This is a genomic window from Streptomyces sp. NBC_00872, assembly GCF_045161915.1.
Taxonomy (GTDB): domain Bacteria; phylum Actinomycetota; class Actinomycetes; order Streptomycetales; family Streptomycetaceae; genus Streptomyces.
Genome location: NZ_CP108806.1, coordinates 6,009,864 through 6,026,218, shown reverse-complemented (window position 1 = coordinate 6,026,218; position 16,355 = coordinate 6,009,864). Strand labels below are relative to the sequence as shown.

Here is a 16,355-nt window from a genome sequence, read left to right as displayed (position 1 = left end):
GGGCGCCACCTCGCTAGGAGAGGGTGGCGCTGACCATCAGCACGAAGGCGGCGACGGAGAAAAAGGTTCGGGCCCGGTGGCAGGCGTTCCAGCGGGACTCGAAGGACTTGCGCGCCACGCTGTCGGGGGAGGAGGTCGACGCGGCCAGCGCGTTGTTGAGCGGGACATTGCCGCCGATGGTGATGAAATGATTCAGAACGGCGCAGACCAGTCCCGCCACCAGAAGCCACTTCTGGTTGTCCGAGCGCCCGTCGACGGGAACGGCGAGGGCCGCGATCGGGAAGCCGACGATGGCGAAGAAGGTCAGCAGGAAGAGCGGACGCGGTACCAGTTCATTGATCCTGCGCATGGCCGGGACGAACTGCTCGTCCGTCAGCCGGGCGAGGGCGGGCATGACACCGGTCTGGAATATGAGGAAGTTCCCCGCGAACAGACCAGTGGAGATCACGGAAAGAGCAAGCAGCATAGTGGCCATGGGCACATCATCCCGCACCAAGAGGCAGACACGGCACGGTTCTTGAGCGCTCCTCGATCACGGTAAAGGGTCGCCCGAGCACGTCATCCTCATCGGTGAAGGTTCGGCCCGTCCCTGGCCGGCCCTTGGCGGTTCATCGTCATCTTCCCTCCGTCTCATGTGTCTCACTTGTCGCGGGTTGTCCCGGACGGCTTGTGTCGTTTCATACCGAGTGATCACCAGCGTGCGGCAGAAGGGGCGGATCGCGGAGGCTCTGGCATGGAGTCGCCACTCCCTGAACTGCACTTGTCACGGTGAGCGATGATGTGCGTACATGGAGTGGCGTACGGCTCCGAGGGGATGGCGGGGGTGGTCAGCCGTGGCGGATGTTTCAGGGTCCGTGCTCAACAGGTCGGCGCTGTCGTTGGGCGTGATGCGGGAGGACGTGGTGGACACGCTCCATCCTCCCGGCCGGCAGATCCGAGGGGTGCGTCAGGTGACGGCCACACTGACGGCCCTGGTCCGCTCCGCCCGTCGTGAGCTGCTGATCTTCGATGATCCGGGAAGCTGTCTGGGCCAGTGCATTCCCGAGCAGTTCCTTGAGTTCGCCGGTGCCTGTGTGCGGGCGGCGGGCGATCTGGACTGGCAGGACGGCGGCCCCGGCACGGGCCCCGGTGCCGGCGGAAAGGGGCGTGGCCGCTCGCCCTCGATCGGTGTCCGCCGGATCGTGCCCCGGCACGGGCTGGCCGGGCTCGCGTATCCGCTGCCGCGTCAGCTTCCCGGCCGGGCCAGACAGACGGACTCCATCCCGTTCAAGATGATCCTGGTGGACCGCGCGGTCGCGGCGGTGCCGCTCGATCTCCAACTCCACTACCACGGACTGCTGCTGATCCGCGATCCGGTGGTCGTCCAGGCGCTGGTCCGTACGCACCAGACATGGTGGGAGACGGGCGAGGAGCTGCCCACCGCCGCGCTCCCCACCCCCGGGGTGCTGCCGGGACAGCTCCGGCCCGTGCTGGAGGCCCTGCTGGCCGGGCTCACGGACGAGACGGCGGCCACCCGCCTCGGAATGTCGAGCCGTACATACAGCCGTCGCGTCGGCGATCTGCTGACCGCCCTCGGCACGACGAGCCGCTTCCGGGCGGGCGCGGAAGCGGCTCGAAGGGGATGGATCTAAGGGCTGTCCTGTAATTGGACCGCTGTCTTCAATTCCACCGCTGTCTGTAATTCGGCCGGGGTCCTGTAATTGTCCTGTAATTCCGTCTGGGATTACAGGCCAGTCCAGGGATTACAGGCCGGTCCTCAGGAAACGATGTCCTTACGGGAGAAGCCGCGGAAGGCCAGGGCGAAGAGAATCAGCGCATAGGTCACGGAGATCGCCGATCCTTTCAGCATTCCGCCCCATTCGAGCTGCGGCTGAAGCGCGTCCGCCCAGGCGAACTGCCAGTGCGCGGGCAGGAAGTCCCGCCAGGATCCCAGCGCCGTCACGGCGTCCAGCACATTGCCGACGATCGTCAGACCGACCGCGCCGCCGACCGCCCCCAGCGGGGCATCGGTCTTCGTCGACAGCCAGAAAGCGAGCCCGGCGGTGACCAGTTGGGAGACAAAGATGAACGCGACGACCAGAGCCAGCCGCGGCAGGGCGTCGGCGGAGGCCAGGGAGCCGCCCGTGGGCAGTTCGAGTGGCCGCCAGCCGTATGCCGCCGTGCCCACCGCCAGCCCGACCAGCGGCAGCAGCACCATCGCCGCCGCGCTCATACCGAGCGCCACCACCAGTTTGCTCCAGAGCAGCCGGGCCCGGGGCACAGGTGCGGCAAGGAGATAGCGCAGCGAGGACCAGCTCGCCTCGGAGGCCACGGTGTCCCCGCAGAACAGCGCGACGGGCACCACCAGCAGAAAGCCCGCGGAGACAAAGAGACAGGTGGCGGCGAAGTTGGCACCGGAGGCGGTCGCGGTCTCGATCAGGGTCACCCGGTTGTTCTCACCGTTGCCCGGAGTGCCCCCGATCGCGAAGGCCGCGACGAGGACGAAAGGCAGAGCGACCAGCACCCCGCCCATCGCCAGCGTCCGCCTGCGCTTGAGCTGACGCAGCGCCTCGACCCGTAGCGGCAGGGTGCGCCGTGTCCGGTAGCCGGGGGCCGATTCGATCAGCGCGGTCATGCGGAGCCTCCTGAGATCAGGGTGAGGAAGGCGTCCTCCAGGCGGCGGTGCGGCCCGACGCCGGTGAGAGGTACGTCCAGCCGCACCAGCTCGGTGATCAGGGAACTGGTGCTCGCGCCGTCGAGCTGTACGAGCAGTCCGTCGTCCGTGCGTACGGCGGAGCCGATCCCCGCCAGCGAGGCGACCTTCTCCACGACGGGCTCGGACACCTGCTCGGCGGTGGTGATGAGCAGGGTGTCGCCGGATCCGGTGATCTCCGCGACCGGGCCTGCCTGGATGAGCTGCCCGCGGTGCATGACCACGAGATGAGTACAGGACTGTTCGACCTCGGAGAGGAGATGGCTGGAGACGATGACCGTTCTGCCACCGGCCGCGTATCTGATCATCACATCCCGCATCTCGCGGATCTGCGGCGGATCGAGACCGTTGGTCGGTTCGTCGAGGATCAGCAGATCCGGCATACCGAGCATGGCCTGCGCGATGGCGAGCCGCTGGCGCATGCCCTGGGAGTAGGTGCGTACGGCCCGTGCCAGCGCGTCCCCGAGCCCGGCGATCTCCAGGGCCTCCTCGATATGGGAGTCCTCGGCGGGGCGGCCGGTGGCCTGCCAGTACAGCTCCAGATTGTCGCGTCCCGAAAGATGCGGCAGGAAGCCCGCGCCCTCGACGAACGAGCCGACACGGGAGAGCACGGGAGCACCCGGCCGTACGGCATGCCCGAAGACCCGGATCTCACCGGCGTCGGGGCTGATCAGCCCCATCAGCATGCGCAGGGTGGTGGTCTTGCCCGCGCCGTTCGGGCCGAGCAGACCGAGCACCTGTCCCTTCTCGACCCGGAAGGAGAGATCCCGTACCGCGTACCGGTCGGCGGACTTGGCGTACCGCTTGCTCAGATCGGTGATCTGCAAGGGCACCTCGGCGAGCGCGGGATCGGGTGCCGGGGCGTTGGTGCGGCGGCGTGCGGTGAGCAGCAGGGCGCCCGCGATCAGGGCGCCCGCGGCCGGCAGTCCCCAGACCCACCAGGGCAGCCCGCTGGAGCCGGTGGTGAGGGCGGGCACGGTGGGCACGGTCAGCGGACCGTCCAAGGAGACCCGGTAGGTGGCCGGGGCGGCCGGCGAGGCATAGGCGAGGTCCGTGGCGGCGAGGACGACCCGGAGCCGGTGGCCGGGCACGACCTGATGGTCGATGGCGGGCAGCGTCAGCTCGACGGTCCTGCCCTGGCGCGCGTCCTCCACCCGTACGGGCGCGACAAGCTGCGAGGGGAGCACCTGCGACCGGCCGTCGGGACCCACGTCGTACACCTTGGCGAAGAGCACCGCGTCGCCGCTGGTGGAGGCGACCGTGGCCCGGACCGTCGGAGAGCCGGTGATCCGCAGCGAGTGGTCCAGCGGCCGGGAGTCGAAGGCCGCGAACTGTCCGGGGAAGTCACGGGCGAGTCCGACACCGAGCGAGGAGAGCTGGGAGACTCCGCCGGTCAGTCCCGGCACGGCCGAGACCGCGGGCGGACTGGCGCCCGCCGGGTTGGCGAAGACCTGGGTGCCGCCGCCGAGCGGCACGGTGGTGGAGCCGCTCTCCAGTCCCGGATAGCGGTCGCTGCTCGCGCCCCGGAGCAGGGTCTCGCCATCGGTGGAGTCGATGCCTCCGGTGCGGCTGACCCGGAACGCGGGTCCGGTGTCCGTGCCCTTCTCGTCCTTGAGATAGCGGTCGAACCAGGAGGAGATCCGGCCCTGGAGCCGGTCGCTCTCCTGGTCGCCGCCGTCGTGTCCGCCCGCCATCCAGTCCACGTCGACGGGGGCGCCGTTGGCGCTGATCGCCTTGGCCATGGCATCGGCCTGGCCGAGCGGGAAGAGGGAGTCGGTCTGGCCCTGCACGATCAGCGCGGGCACATCGATACGGTCACCGACGGCGGACGGGCTGCGCTCCTCCAGCAGCTCACGGGCGGCGGTGTCGGGTGTGCCGGAGACGGCGACCCGCTGGTACATGGCGCAGAGCCGCTCCTCGAAGGTGGTGCAGCCGCCCCCGGTGGAGAAGAAGATCCCGGCCCAGAGCTTCTTGAAGACACCGTCGGGGAAGAGCGCGTCGGCGAGGTTCCAGTAGGTGATCAGCGGGGCGATGGCGTCGACGCGCTGGTCGTATCCGGCGGCGAGCAGGGAGACGGCGCCGCCGTAGGAGGCACCGGTCACCCCCACCCGGGGGTCGCCGGCGCGGTCGAGCCGGACCTCGGGCCGCTTCGCCAGCCAGTCGATCAGCCGGGAGACGTCCTTGACCTCATGGTCGGGGTCGTTGAGCCCGATCTCCCCGGTGGACTTCCCGAAACCGCGCGCCGACCAGGTCAGCACCGCGTATCCGTCGCGCGCGAGCTTCTGGGCCTGGGCCCGTACGTCGTCCTTGCTGCCGCCGAAGCCGTGCCCGATCAGCACGGCGGGTCTGCGTCCGCCGTCGGTTCCGCCGTCGGCGGTGAAGTACGAGGTGTCGATCCGGGCGCCCGGCATGTTCAGCACCTGGTCCTGCTGGTGGACGGCGGGCGGACCGTCCGAGGCGACGGCGGTCCAGGTACCGGCTCCGACGAGCACGGCGAAGGCGGCCACGCCCACGAGCCAGCGCGGGCGTGACCGGGACCGGCGGGGGGTTCGGGTCTCCATGCTTGAACCCTAAACGGGCCCCGGCACCGACGGCGCTGACACCGGTCGGAACTCGGAGGCCTCCTCGGGTAGTACGGAGTGGCGCCCGCGTACACCAGACGCGGTACGCGGGTCGCTTCAGGCGCCCGTCAGATGAGCGAGGAGTTCCGCCCCGGCCGGGTAGCCGGTCTCGGCGGGCAGGAGTTTTCCGGCCGTGACCAGGTCGTCCTCGCGCACCAGGGCATGGATCCGGTGCGCGAGCGGGGTCACATCGGTGACGGAGACGGTCCACTCGTCCGCGTACCGCCGCGCGGCCTCGCCGGACAGACCGAGCTGAAGCGAACGGTACGGCAGCGGTCCGAGACGCAGATCACGCTCCGGATCCCACTGCACCCGAGTGGGAGCCGCCTTCAGCTCCCGCTTCCAGGCCGCCCGGTCGGGGTGCACGGCGCGGTCGTAGTGCGACAGACAGGCGTTCCGCAGCGCCCACTCGAAGCCGTCCCGGGAGATCTCCACGGCCAGCACGGTCTCCTGGCCCTCCTTGGTGCCCCAGCCGCAGCGGTACATCATCCACAGGAACGAGGGCTTGATCCAGGTCATACGGTCCCGCTTCCAGGCGGCGGGGAACCGGCCGTCGCGGGCTGCGGGCAGGCCGATGGCCGGCCGGTACGCCTGGTAGACGGTGATCGTGGTCGCCGTGTGCAGCGCGCGGATCCGGTGCTTCGGTTCTGACATGGGATCAGCGTGCTGCGCCGCTCGGGGCCCGGCCACCGATTTACGGCGCGGGACACGGGCGGCGCCGAGGCCGGCCGACCGGCGGGGGCGGTACCGGGGCGGTGCCGGACCGGGCGCGGTCCGGTGAGGCCGAGCGCGGTCGGGCGCGGTCAGGCGCGGTCAGGTGAGGATGATCTCCGGGCGGTAGATGTCCAGCCAGAGCGCCATGTCCAGCGTGCGTTCCAGACCTCGGCGCGAGGCCATGGTGATCTGCGGGGTCTCCCGCTCCGCCGCCTGGCGGACCAGGTCGGGGTCGAGCACCTCGAAGACCGGGTGGGACGGGTCGGCGAGCAGGTCCTTGGCCTGCTGCTGCAGGGCGATCGCGTACTTGGGGTCCTGCGTGCTGGGGTAGGGGCTCTTCACCCGGTCGTAGACCGGCTTGGGCAGCAGATCGGCGGTCGCCTCCCGCAGCAGGCTCTTCTCCCGGCCGTCGAAGGACTTCATCGACCAGGGGGCGTTGTACACGTACTCGACCAGCCGGTGGTCGCAGTACGGCACCCTGACCTCCAGTCCGACCGCCATGCTCGTACGGTCCTTGCGGTCGAGCAGCAGCCGGACGAAGCGCGTCAGATGGAGCGCGCAGATCTTCCGCATCCGGTACTCGAAGTCGCTCTCGCCGTCGAGGCGTTCGACACCGGCGACGGCCGTGGCGTAGCTGTCGCGGAGGAATCCCGGCATGTCCAGGGCCTTGTTCACCTCGGGCCGCAGCACATCGGCGTCGTCCCCGATGTAGTCCTCGAAGCGCACCAGCCAGGGGAACATATCGGCCCGCCTGGCCTCCTCGTCGAAGAACTGGAGATAGCCGCCGAAGACCTCGTCGGCGGATTCGCCGGAGAGTGCGACCGTCGAGCGCTCCCGGATCGCCCTGAAGAGCAGATAGAGCGAGGTGTCCATGTCACCGAGTCCCATGGGGATGTCACGGGCCCTGATCACTCTGGCGCGCACCTCGGGGTCGGCCAGGTCGTTGGAGTCGAGCACGATGTCCTGGTGATCCGTGCCCGAGGCACGCGCGACATCGTGGACGAAGGGCGCGTCGGGGGTGGGACGGAGTTCATCCGCGACGAAGTGCTCGGTCCTGCCGACGAAATCGACGGCGAAGCTGCGGACCTTCTCACCGGTCTCGGCGAGCTGCCGGGCGGCCAGCGCCGTCATCGCGGACGAGTCCAGGCCACCGGACAGCAGGGTGCAGCGCGGTACGTCGGAGACGAGCTGGCGGCGCACGATGTCGTCGAGGAGCGTACGGACCCGTCCCACCGTGGCGTTGCGGTCGTCGGTGTGCGGCCGGGTCTCCAGGGACCAGTAGACATGGCGCCGCAGTCCGTTGCTGTCCACGGTCACGACGGTGCCGGGCTCGACTTCGCGCATACCGTCCCAGATCGCGTGGCCGGGCGTTTTCACAAAGCCGAACAGCTCACGCAGCCCGTCGAGGTCGACCCGGGCGCGGGCGAGCGGGTTGGCGAGGATCGCCTTGGGCTCGGACCCGAACAGCACGCCTCCGGGGATCGGATAGTAGGAGAAGGGCTTGATGCCCATCCGGTCGCGGATCATCACCAGCTTCTGGTACCGGCCGTCCCAGATGGCGAAGGCGTACATCCCGTTGAGGCGTTCGGCCATCGCCTCGCCCCACTCCAGATAGGCGTGCAGAACGACCTCGGTGTCGGAGTCGGTGGTGAACCGATGACCGCGTCCGGCCAGCTCCCCGCGCAGTTCGGTGAAGTTGTAGGTCTCGCCCGAGTAGACGAGCGCCAGCGTGCCCCGCGGTGTCTCCAGGGTCATCGGCTGCCGCCCTCCGGGCAGGTCGATGATCGCCAGTCGCCGGTGTCCCAGGGCGGCGGGGCCGCTGATCCAGGTACCGCCGGCGTCGGGGCCCCGGCAGGACATCGTCTCCGTCATCGCGTCCAGTGTTCCGGACGCGTCGAGCAGTACGCGGTCGAAGGAGACCCAACCGGTGATGCCACACATGTGCGTCCTCCTGCTTCCGGTCGCCAGATCAGTTGTATCCAGCATCTAATTATCGCGCGTCCGTCATGCGAACGCGCCCGGTCAACGCGGCCGTCGCACCGCCGGTCACGGGACACGGCGATTTCGGCAAGGCCCGGCGGGAGGAGGAGCGGGGTCGTGGGTGGCGTCCTCGGGGCATGACAAGGCCTCTGAGGTGGCCAGGAGACGCCCGGCAGAGGCACGGAGGCGCGATCGGACCTCAGGCAAAATCTTTGTCAATTGCCCCGAACGGCCCCCTCACGCACTGCGGCCCGTACGGACGTCGCTGTCCGTACGGGCCACGGCTCGGGCGCCCCGGGTCTCCGCGTGGCGGGCCCGGTATCGGCTCAGTGGTTGCGCGGGAATCCCAGGTCCACACCGGTCGGCGCCTCGGACGGGTCGGGCCAGCGGGTGGTGACCACCTTGCCGCGCGTGTAGAAGTGCACGCCGTCGTTGCCGTAGATGTGGTGGTCGCCGAAGAGCGAGTCCTTCCAGCCACCGAAGGAGTGGTAGCCGACAGGCACCGGGATCGGCACATTCACCCCGACCATGCCCGCCTCGATCTCCAGCTGGAAGCGCCGGGCCGCGCCCCCGTCACGGGTGAAGATCGCCGTTCCGTTGCCGTACGGCGAGGCGTTGATCAGCTTGACGCCCTCCTCGTACGTCTCCGTGCGCAGCACGCACAGCACCGGGCCGAAGATCTCGTCGCGGTAGGCGTCGGAGTCGGTGGAGACCCGGTCGAGCAGGGACAGACCGATCCAGTGGCCGTCCTCGAAGCCGTCGACGGTGTATCCCGTGCCGTCCAGGACGACATCGGCGCCCTGGGCCGCCGCCCCCGTGACATAGGAGGCGACCTTGTCGCGGTGCGCCTTGGTGATGAGCGGGCCCATCTCGGACGCCGGGTCGTCGCCGGGGCCGATCTTGATCTTCTCGGCGCGCTCACGGATCTTGGCGACCAGTTCATCACCGATCGCACCCACCGCGACGACCGCCGAGATCGCCATACAGCGCTCACCGGCCGAGCCGTACGCCGCGGAGACGGCCGCGTCCGCGGCGGCGTCCAGATCGGCGTCCGGCAGGACGAGCATATGGTTCTTGGCGCCGCCGAGCGCCTGCACCCGCTTGCCGTTGGCGGAGGCCGTCGTGTGGATGTAGCGGGCGATCGGCGTGGAGCCGACGAAGGAGACCGCCGCCACGTCCGGGTGCGCGAGCAGGGAGTCCACCGCGATCTTGTCGCCGTGCACGACATTCAGCACCCCGTCGGGCAGCCCCGCCTCGGCGGCCAGCTCCGCCAGCAGAAGCGCGGCCGACGGGTCCTTCTCGCTGGGCTTCAGTACGAAGGTGTTCCCGCAGGCGATCGCCAGCGGGAACATCCACATCGGCACCATCGCGGGAAAGTTGAAGGGCGTGATGCCCGCGACCACACCCACCGGCTGGCGGATCGACGCGACATCGACCCGGTTGGAGACCTGGGTGGACAGCTCTCCCTTGAGCTGGGTGGTGATCCCGCAGGCCAGCTCGACGATCTCCAGACCGCGTGCGACCTCGCCGAGCGCGTCCGAGTGCACCTTGCCGTGCTCGGCGGTGATCAGCGCGGCGATGTCGTCACGGTGCGCGTCGAGCAGCGCGCGGTAGCGGAAGAGGATGCCGGTGCGCTGGGCCAGGGAGGAGGTGCCCCAGGTGGCGTACGCGGCCTTCGCCGCGGCGACGGCGCTGTCCACCTCCTCGGCGGAGGCCAGTGCGACCTGAGTGGTGACGGCGCCGGTCGCCGGGTCGGTCACCGGGCCCCAGTTGCCCGACGCGCCCTCGACGGTCTTGCCACCGATCCAGTGGTTGACGGTCTTCATTGCGTGCTCCTTCACAGATGACGGCGCCGGGCGGCAACGTGCCGGTCGTACTCCTCGCGGGCCTTGACCGCGGACGTACGGGTCGCTGTCTCGGCCACGGGAACATCCCACCACGCCTGGGCCGGGGGCACGCCGGACATAGTGTCTGCCGTTTCGGTCTCCACGTAGACACATGTGGGGACGTCGGCCGCGCGTGTCTCGGCCAGGGCTTCGCGCAGGTCACGGATGGTCTTGGCGCGGATCACCCGCATCCCGAGCGAGGCCGCGTTGGCCGCGAGATCGACGGGCAGCGGGGCCCCGGTGTACGTACCGTCGGGTGCCCGGAAGCGGTAGGCCGTACCGAACCCCTCCCCGCCGACCGACGCGGAGAGACCTCCGATGGAGGCATACCCGTGGTTCTGGAGGATCACCACCTTGAGGGGCAGCCTCTCCTGGACACCGGTGACGATCTCGGTGGGGTTCATCAGATACGTACCGTCCCCGACCAGGGCCCAGACCGGCCTGCCGGGGTCCGCGAGCAGCACACCGAGGGCCGCCGGGATCTCGTAGCCCATACAGGAGTAGCCGTACTCGACGTGGTACTGGTCGCGGGAGCGGGCCCGCCAGAGCTTGTGGAGATCGCCGGGGAGCGAGCCGGCCGCGTTGATGAGGATGTCCTCGCCGGTGACGAGTTCATCGAGCACCCCCAGGACCTGGGCCTGGGTGGGACGGGCCAGTTCCTCGTCGGCGGCGAACGCGGCGTCGACGCGGTGTTCCCAGCGCTCCTTGTCCTCGCCGTACTCGGCCGCGTACGAGGGCGCGACACGGTGGCCGCCGGCCTCGGCGGTGAGTGCGGCGGTCAGTCCGCGCAGGGCGGTACGGGCGTCCGCCACCAGCGGGTGGGCCGCGAGCTTATGGGCGTCGAAGCCGGTGACATTCACATTGAGGAAGCGGACGGCCGGGTTCGAGAAGAGCGTGGAGGACGCGGTGGAGAAGTCCGACCAGCGGGTGCCCACGCCGATGACCAGATCCGCCGTCCTGGCCAGTTCATCGGCGGTGGCGGTGCCGGTGTGGCCGATCCCGCCGACATCGCAGGGGTGGTCATGGGGCAGCGAGCCCTTGCCCGCCTGGGTGGAGGCGACCGGAATGCCGGTGGCGTCGGCGAACGCGGCGAGCGCCTCCTCCGCCGCGCTGTGGTGGACTCCGCCGCCCGCGACCAGCAGGGGGCGGGCGGCGGCCCGTACCAGCCGGACCGCGTCGGCGAGTTCGTCCGGGTCGGGGGCCTGACGGCGGACCCGCCAGACGCGCTCGGCGAAGAACTCCTCGGGCCAGTCGAACGCCTCCGCCTGCACATCCTGCGGCAGCGCGAGGGTGACGGCCCCGGTCTGCGCGGGATCGCTGAGCACACGCATCGCGGCGAGCGCGGCCGGGATCAGCGCCTCGGGGCGGGAGACGCGGTCGAAGTACGCCGAGACGGGGCGCAGGGCGTCATTGACGGAGACATCCCCCGCGGAGGGGACTTCGAGCTGCTGGAGTACGGGGTCGGCGGGACGGGTGGCGAAGGTGTCACCGGGGAGCAGCAGCACGGGGAGGCGGTTGATGGTGGCGAGTGCCGCGCCGGTGACGAGATTGGTGGCGCCGGGGCCGATGGAGGTGGTCACGGCGTGGGCGGAGAGGCGGTTGCTCTGACGGGCGTAGCCCACGGCGGCGTGGACCATGGCCTGTTCGTTCCGTCCCTGCAAGTACCTCATGTGGTCCGTGGACTCGACAAGCGCCTGGCCGATACCCGCCACATTGCCATGCCCGAAGATGCCCCAGACGGCGTTGACCAGCCTTTTTCTGTGGCCGTCCCGTTCGGTGTGCTGCTGGGACAGAAAGGTGATCAGCGCCTGGGCGACGGTGAGACGGCGTGTGCTCATCGGGGGCCCTCCTCGGCTCCGTGAAGTGGCGTTTCAGCTCCATGACGCGGCGGTCCGGCCGGTTCGGCGCCATGACGTGGCGGTCCGGCTCCGTACAGCGGCAGTCGGGCGTCGACGGCCTGCTCCGGCCAGGTGTCCCTGATCCAGCCGTGGTCGGGGTGGTCGCTGATCAGCCACTCCCTGGACTCACCCGGTCCCGCCATCACATTGAGGTAGTACATGTCGCGTCCCGGCGCGGCGATGGACGGCCCGTGCCAGCCGTCCGGGATGAGGACGGTGTCGCCCGTGCGGACCTCGGCGAGCACATCCGTACCGCCGGGGCGCGAGGGCGAGACCCGGTGGTAGCCGAGGCCGCCGCCGTCGATCTCGAAATAGTAGATCTCCTCCAGCTCCGACTCGACGCCCGGGAGATGCTCGTCGTGTTTGTGCGGCGGGTACGACGACCAGTTGCCGCCGGGGGTGAGCACCTCGACCGCGATCAGACGGTCGCATTCGAAGACGCCGGCGGCGGCGAAGTTGTTGACCTGGCGCGAGCAGGTGCCCGCGCCGCGCAGCTCGACCGGAACCTCCGGCGCGGGACCGTAGCGAGCGGGGAGTCGTCGCTCGCACCTCGCTCCTGCCAGGGCGAAGCGGCCTCCCGCACCGGAGGCGATCTGTGCGTGGGCGTCGCGCGGAACGTACGCGAAGTCCGTGACTCCGCTGAACACGCTTTCCCTGCCCAGCAGTTCAAAGAACTCGCCCTGCGTGTGCACCGTACAACCGCCGGTGAGCGGAAGCACGATCCACTCACTGTCCCCGGTGGCCAGGGAGTGGGTGCCACCGGGCGGGAGTTCCAGGACGCGGAGAGCGCTGTGGGACCAGCCGGCCCGCTCGGGGCCGATGTCGAGGGCATACGGTCCCGCGGCGGTGCTGCCCGCGGGGACATGGCGCTCCGGCTCCGCCGGCTCGTACCGCCCCCGCTGTCCGCCTCCGTCCTGTGCCCCCGGTGCGTTCCCTTCCCCCCGTCGTCCGTTCCGATTCCGCTCGTGGTGCCGTTCCCTCCGGTCGTCCGGGTCACGCGGCTCTTGGTGGTCGGTCGTCATGGTGTCTCCGTACCCCCTAGAGCAGACCCACCGCGGTGTCGACGGCCCCCGCTACATCACCGTCGACCGGATAGAGCAGTGAGCGGCCCACGACAAGGCCCTGGACGGTGGGCAGCCGCAGCGCCTTGCGCCATTTCTCGTACGCGCCCTCCTGGTCGCCCCCGATGTCACCGCCCAGCAGGACGGCGGGGAGTGTCGAGGTCTCCATCACCCGGGCCATATCGTCGGGGTCCTGGGTAACGGGAACCTTCAACCAGGTGTACGCGGAGGTACCTGCCAGCCCCGATGCGATGGCGATCGAGCGTGTCACGGCCTCCGCGCCCAGATCGGTGCGGAGCCGTCCCTCGACGCGGCGGCAGATGAACGGCTCGACGAAGACCGGCAGCCGGCGCTCGGCCATGGCGTCTATGGCGCGGGCGGCGGAGTACAGGGTGTCCAGGGAGCCCGGGTCCTCGTAGTCGATACGCAGGAGCAGTTTGCCCGCGTCGAAGCCGAGTCTGGCGAGGTCCTCGGGGCGGTGTCCGGTGAAGCGGTCGTCGAGCTCGAAGGCGGCGCCGGCGAGACCGCCGCGGTTCATCGAACCGACGACCACCCGGTCCTCCAGCGCGCCGAGGAGCAGCAGGTCGTCCAGGATGTCGGCGCTGGCGAGCACCCCGTCGACACCGGGGCGTGACAGGGCCAGACAGAGCCGCTCCAGCAGATCGAGCCGGCCGGCCATGGCGAGACGGCGGTCCCCGATGGCGAGGGCGCCACGGGCCGGGTGGTCCGCGGCGATGATCATCAGCCGGCCGGTGGCGTCGCCGCCGGTGCGCAGCAGCGGGCGGCGGACCCGGCGGGCCGCGGCCTCGGCGACCGCTTCGGGATGGTGCGTACGCAGCCGGACCAGCTCCGACACATCGACGCCGGTCATGACGGGCCCCCCGGGGCTGGAGTGGTGGAAGGGACGGCGCACGGCGTGGCATCCGCCGCGGCGCCCGGCTGCGGACCGGGAACCGGGTCCTGCGCCGGGACCGGGCCGCCCGCGAGCACCTGGGCGACCTCGTGTTCGTACGGCATCGCGGAGGAACAGGCGAGGCGGCTCGCGACGATGGCGCCCGCCGCGTTGGCGTACCGCATGACGCGCTCCAACTCCCAGCCGGCGAGCAGTCCATGGCAGAGGGCGCCGCCGAACGCGTCCCCGGCGCCGAGGCCGTTGACGACCTCCACCGCGACGGGCGGCACCTCGGCACGGGTACCGTCGCGATGGACGGCGAGCACGCCCTTGGGGCCCTGTTTGACGACGGCCAGTTCGACCCCGGCCGCGAGCAGCGCCCGCGCGGCGGCCTCCGGGTCGCGCTCCCCCACGGCCACCTCGCACTCGTCGAGATTGCCGACGGCGACCGTGGCGTACCGCAGGGCCCGGGTGTACAGCTCTCGCGGATCGGCCGGCTCGGCGCCGCCGGACCGGTCCTCGGCGTCCGTGGGCCAGAACATCGGCCGCCAGTCGAGATCGAAGACGGTGATACCCGATCCGGCGCGGGACTCCAGCGCGGTGAGCGTCGCCGTGCGGCTGGGCTCCGCGCACAGTCCGGTGCCGGTCATCCAGAAGATCCTGGCCGACCCGATGGCGTCCAGATCCAGTTCGTGCGGGTGGATCTCCAGATCGGGTGCCTTGGGCAGCCGGTAGAAGTAGAGGGGGAAGTCGTCCGGCGGAAAGACCTCGCAGAAGGTGACCGGGGTCGGATAGCGGTCGACCGCCGTCACCCAGCGGTCGTCGACCTCGAACTCCCTGAGCGCCTGGTGGAGATAGTCCCCGAAGGCGTCCTGTCCGGTGCGGGTGATGACGGCGACGCGCCGGCCGAGACGGGCCGAGGCGACCGCGACATTCGTCGCGGAACCGCCGAGGAACTTCCCGAAGGTCTCCACCTGGGCCAGGGGGACCCCGGTCCGCAGCGGATAGAGGTCGACCCCGATCCGGCCCATCGTGATCACGTCGTACGGCGCGGTCATACGCGGTCCCTTCGGTTCGGCGGCCATGACCGGGTCTGCGGGCGTCTGTGGCCCACCCCAGGTCTAATGCTCTCCTCGTGGCCTGTCAATGTTTTGTCCTTACATTCGGACGAAGCCTTGACACTCTTTCGACGCGACGGGAAAGCTGACCGGTATGACCTCCTCCGTGCCCACGTTGAACCGCATCCGGGTCGGGTCGGCCCCCGACTCCTGGGGGGTGTGGTTTCCCGACGATCCGCAGCAGGTGCCCTGGCGGCGCTTCCTCGACGAGGTCGCCGAGGCCGGTTACGAATGGATCGAACTCGGCCCCTACGGCTATCTCCCGACCGATCCCGGCCGACTGGCCGAGGAGACCGCCCGCCGCGGACTGAAGGTCTCGGCCGGGACCGTCTTCACCGGGCTGCACCACGGGCCCGCCGTCTGGGAGAAGACCTGGGCGCATGTCGCGGACATCGCCGCGCTCACCCGGGCGATGGGCGCGGACCATCTTGTCGTCATCCCTTCCTTCTGGCGCGACGACAAGACCGGGGAGGTGCTGGAGGACCGCACCCTCACCCCCGCGCAGTGGCGTGATCTGACCACCCAGACCGAGCGCCTGGGCCGGGAGGTACGGGAGCGGTACGGACTGCGCATCGTCGTCCATCCGCACGCCGACACCCACATCGACAGCGAGGAGAACGTCGGCCGCTTCCTGGACGCCACCGATCCCGAACTGGTCTCCCTCTGCCTGGACACCGGGCACTACGCCTACTGCGGCGGCGACAGCGTCAAGCTGATCGAGACCTATGGCGAGCGGATCGGCTATCTCCATCTCAAGCAGGTCGATCCGGAGATCCTCGCCGATGTCGTGGCGAACGAGGTGCCGTTCGGACCGGCCGTCGGGCGCGGGGTGATGTGCGAGCCGCCGCACGGCGTGCCCGCGCTGGAGCCGGTCCTGGCGGCGGCACAGCGGCTGGACGTCGATCTCTTCGCCATCGTCGAACAGGACATGTATCCGTGTCCGCCCGACAAGCCGCTCCCGATCGCCACCCGCACACGTCGCTTCCTGCGAAGCTGCGGCGCCTGACCCCCACCGTCCCGGACCCGCGCGCGACACACACATGTCGCATGTGCCATTTCTGTCACAGAGATCCCATTAACGTCACGCATATCTCCATTACGCGGGTCTTCCGTCACAGGGAAGCGACAATTCCATTTTATCCATCACTCTGTGTCGCTCGTTGGGCACAGGCTGGGTGATCGCCAGCGCCTCAGCCGCAGCTCCCCCGACGGTCGACAGACCTTCCTGCGGCGGGCGCAGGGAGGTGCCACAGATGACGGACAGAAGGCTCTGGTCCTACAAGGAGATCGCGGCGCATATCCGGGTTCAACCGGACACGGTCCGCTCCTACCGCAAGCACGGACTGCTTCCGCCGCCCGACCATGTGGAGAACGGCAAGCCCTACTGGTACGCGGACACCGTCCGCGCCTGGGTGGCCAACCGCCCCGGGAACAGAGGCAGCAGAAGCTGACCGCGCCGGCGCACGCCGTGAGCTGACGAAGGGGCCGGGCGG

At 69.9% G+C, this 16,355-nt stretch carries 13 protein-coding genes; 3 read left to right on the top strand and 10 right to left on the bottom strand.

Going from position 1 to position 16,355, the window contains the following annotated elements:
- Positions 1-13: 13 nt before the first annotated feature.
- Positions 14-475 carry an anthrone oxygenase family protein gene (locus tag OG214_RS25885; RefSeq protein WP_363079810.1) on the bottom strand — a complete coding sequence of 154 codons (462 nt, stop codon included), beginning with the start codon at positions 473-475 and terminating at the stop codon, positions 14-16.
- 358 nt (positions 476-833) lie between these two features.
- Between OG214_RS25885 and OG214_RS25880 the strand changes: the two genes are divergently transcribed.
- Positions 834-1,631 carry a DNA-binding response regulator gene (locus OG214_RS25880; protein WP_365900822.1) on the top strand — a complete coding sequence of 266 codons (798 nt, stop codon included), beginning with the start codon at positions 834-836 and terminating at the stop codon, positions 1,629-1,631.
- 125 nt (positions 1,632-1,756) lie between these two features.
- Here the strand turns inward: OG214_RS25880 and OG214_RS25875 are convergent, their stop codons facing one another.
- The 9 genes from OG214_RS25875 to iolC form a co-directional block, all read right to left on the bottom strand.
- Positions 1,757-2,614, bottom strand: a complete 858-nt coding sequence (locus tag OG214_RS25875; protein WP_405986097.1) for an ABC transporter permease — start codon at positions 2,612-2,614, stop codon at positions 1,757-1,759.
- Entirely contained in the window at positions 2,611-5,253 is a 2,643-nt protein-coding gene (locus OG214_RS25870; RefSeq protein ID WP_405986096.1) for an alpha/beta fold hydrolase, read from the bottom strand. The genes OG214_RS25875 and OG214_RS25870 overlap by 4 nt, the downstream gene beginning before the upstream one ends.
- A gap of 117 nt (positions 5,254-5,370) precedes the next feature.
- A complete protein-coding gene (locus OG214_RS25865; RefSeq protein WP_405986095.1) occupies positions 5,371-5,967 on the bottom strand; it encodes a DUF4291 domain-containing protein in 597 nt (198 codons plus the stop codon).
- Positions 5,968-6,126: 159 nt separating this feature from the next.
- Complete coding sequence (gene asnB, locus OG214_RS25860) at positions 6,127-7,968, bottom strand: asparagine synthase (glutamine-hydrolyzing) (protein ID WP_405986094.1); 1,842 nt, start codon at positions 7,966-7,968, stop codon at positions 6,127-6,129.
- A gap of 365 nt (positions 7,969-8,333) precedes the next feature.
- Positions 8,334-9,833 carry a CoA-acylating methylmalonate-semialdehyde dehydrogenase gene (gene mmsA / locus OG214_RS25855; protein ID WP_363079817.1) on the bottom strand — a complete coding sequence of 500 codons (1,500 nt, stop codon included), beginning with the start codon at positions 9,831-9,833 and terminating at the stop codon, positions 8,334-8,336.
- Between the two features lie 11 nt (positions 9,834-9,844).
- Positions 9,845-11,731 carry a 3D-(3,5/4)-trihydroxycyclohexane-1,2-dione acylhydrolase (decyclizing) gene (gene iolD / locus OG214_RS25850; RefSeq protein ID WP_363079818.1) on the bottom strand — a complete coding sequence of 629 codons (1,887 nt, stop codon included), beginning with the start codon at positions 11,729-11,731 and terminating at the stop codon, positions 9,845-9,847.
- Positions 11,728-12,813, bottom strand: coding sequence for a 5-deoxy-glucuronate isomerase (gene iolB, locus OG214_RS25845; RefSeq protein WP_405986093.1), 1,086 nt, complete (start codon positions 12,811-12,813; stop codon positions 11,728-11,730). The genes iolD and iolB overlap by 4 nt, the downstream gene beginning before the upstream one ends.
- Before the next feature lie 16 nt (positions 12,814-12,829).
- Complete coding sequence (locus OG214_RS25840; RefSeq protein ID WP_363079821.1) at positions 12,830-13,723, bottom strand: deoxyribose-phosphate aldolase; 894 nt, start codon at positions 13,721-13,723, stop codon at positions 12,830-12,832.
- Positions 13,720-14,802, bottom strand: coding sequence for a 5-dehydro-2-deoxygluconokinase (iolC, locus tag OG214_RS25835; protein WP_383036755.1), 1,083 nt, complete (start codon positions 14,800-14,802; stop codon positions 13,720-13,722). Before iolC ends, OG214_RS25840 begins: the two co-directional genes overlap by 4 nt.
- Positions 14,803-14,956: 154 nt before the next feature.
- On the opposite strand from iolC, the gene OG214_RS25830 reads away from it, so the two are divergent.
- Together OG214_RS25830 and OG214_RS25825 are read left to right on the top strand one after the other, a co-directional pair.
- Positions 14,957-15,868: a sugar phosphate isomerase/epimerase gene (locus OG214_RS25830; protein WP_363079823.1), complete on the top strand. Its 912-nt coding sequence runs from the start codon at positions 14,957-14,959 to the stop codon at positions 15,866-15,868.
- 247 nt (positions 15,869-16,115) lie between these two features.
- Entirely contained in the window at positions 16,116-16,313 is a 198-nt protein-coding gene (locus OG214_RS25825; protein ID WP_363079824.1) for a MerR family transcriptional regulator, read from the top strand.
- Positions 16,314-16,355: the final 42 nt, after the last annotated feature.

Excerpts from the sequence above, each read along its gene's own strand:
- OG214_RS25885 (WP_363079810.1), bottom strand. The coding sequence starts at position 475 with ATGGCCACTATGCTGCTTGCTCTTTCCGTGATCTCCACTGGTCTGTTC.
- asnB (WP_405986094.1), bottom strand. The coding sequence starts at position 7,968 with ATGTGTGGCATCACCGGTTGGGTCTCCTTCGACCGCGTACTGCTCGAC.
- OG214_RS25840 (WP_363079821.1), bottom strand. The coding sequence starts at position 13,723 with ATGACCGGCGTCGATGTGTCGGAGCTGGTCCGGCTGCGTACGCACCAT.
- OG214_RS25870 (WP_405986096.1), bottom strand. The coding sequence starts at position 5,253 with ATGGAGACCCGAACCCCCCGCCGGTCCCGGTCACGCCCGCGCTGGCTC.
- OG214_RS25875 (WP_405986097.1), bottom strand. The coding sequence starts at position 2,614 with ATGACCGCGCTGATCGAATCGGCCCCCGGCTACCGGACACGGCGCACC.
- OG214_RS25865 (WP_405986095.1), bottom strand. The coding sequence starts at position 5,967 with ATGTCAGAACCGAAGCACCGGATCCGCGCGCTGCACACGGCGACCACG.
- mmsA (WP_363079817.1), bottom strand. The coding sequence starts at position 9,833 with ATGAAGACCGTCAACCACTGGATCGGTGGCAAGACCGTCGAGGGCGCG.
- OG214_RS25830 (WP_363079823.1), top strand. The coding sequence starts at position 14,957 with ATGACCTCCTCCGTGCCCACGTTGAACCGCATCCGGGTCGGGTCGGCC.
- OG214_RS25825 (WP_363079824.1), top strand. The coding sequence starts at position 16,116 with ATGACGGACAGAAGGCTCTGGTCCTACAAGGAGATCGCGGCGCATATC.
- iolC (WP_383036755.1), bottom strand. The coding sequence starts at position 14,802 with ATGACCGCGCCGTACGACGTGATCACGATGGGCCGGATCGGGGTCGAC.
- iolD (WP_363079818.1), bottom strand. The coding sequence starts at position 11,731 with ATGAGCACACGCCGTCTCACCGTCGCCCAGGCGCTGATCACCTTTCTG.
- iolB (WP_405986093.1), bottom strand. The coding sequence starts at position 12,813 with ATGACGACCGACCACCAAGAGCCGCGTGACCCGGACGACCGGAGGGAA.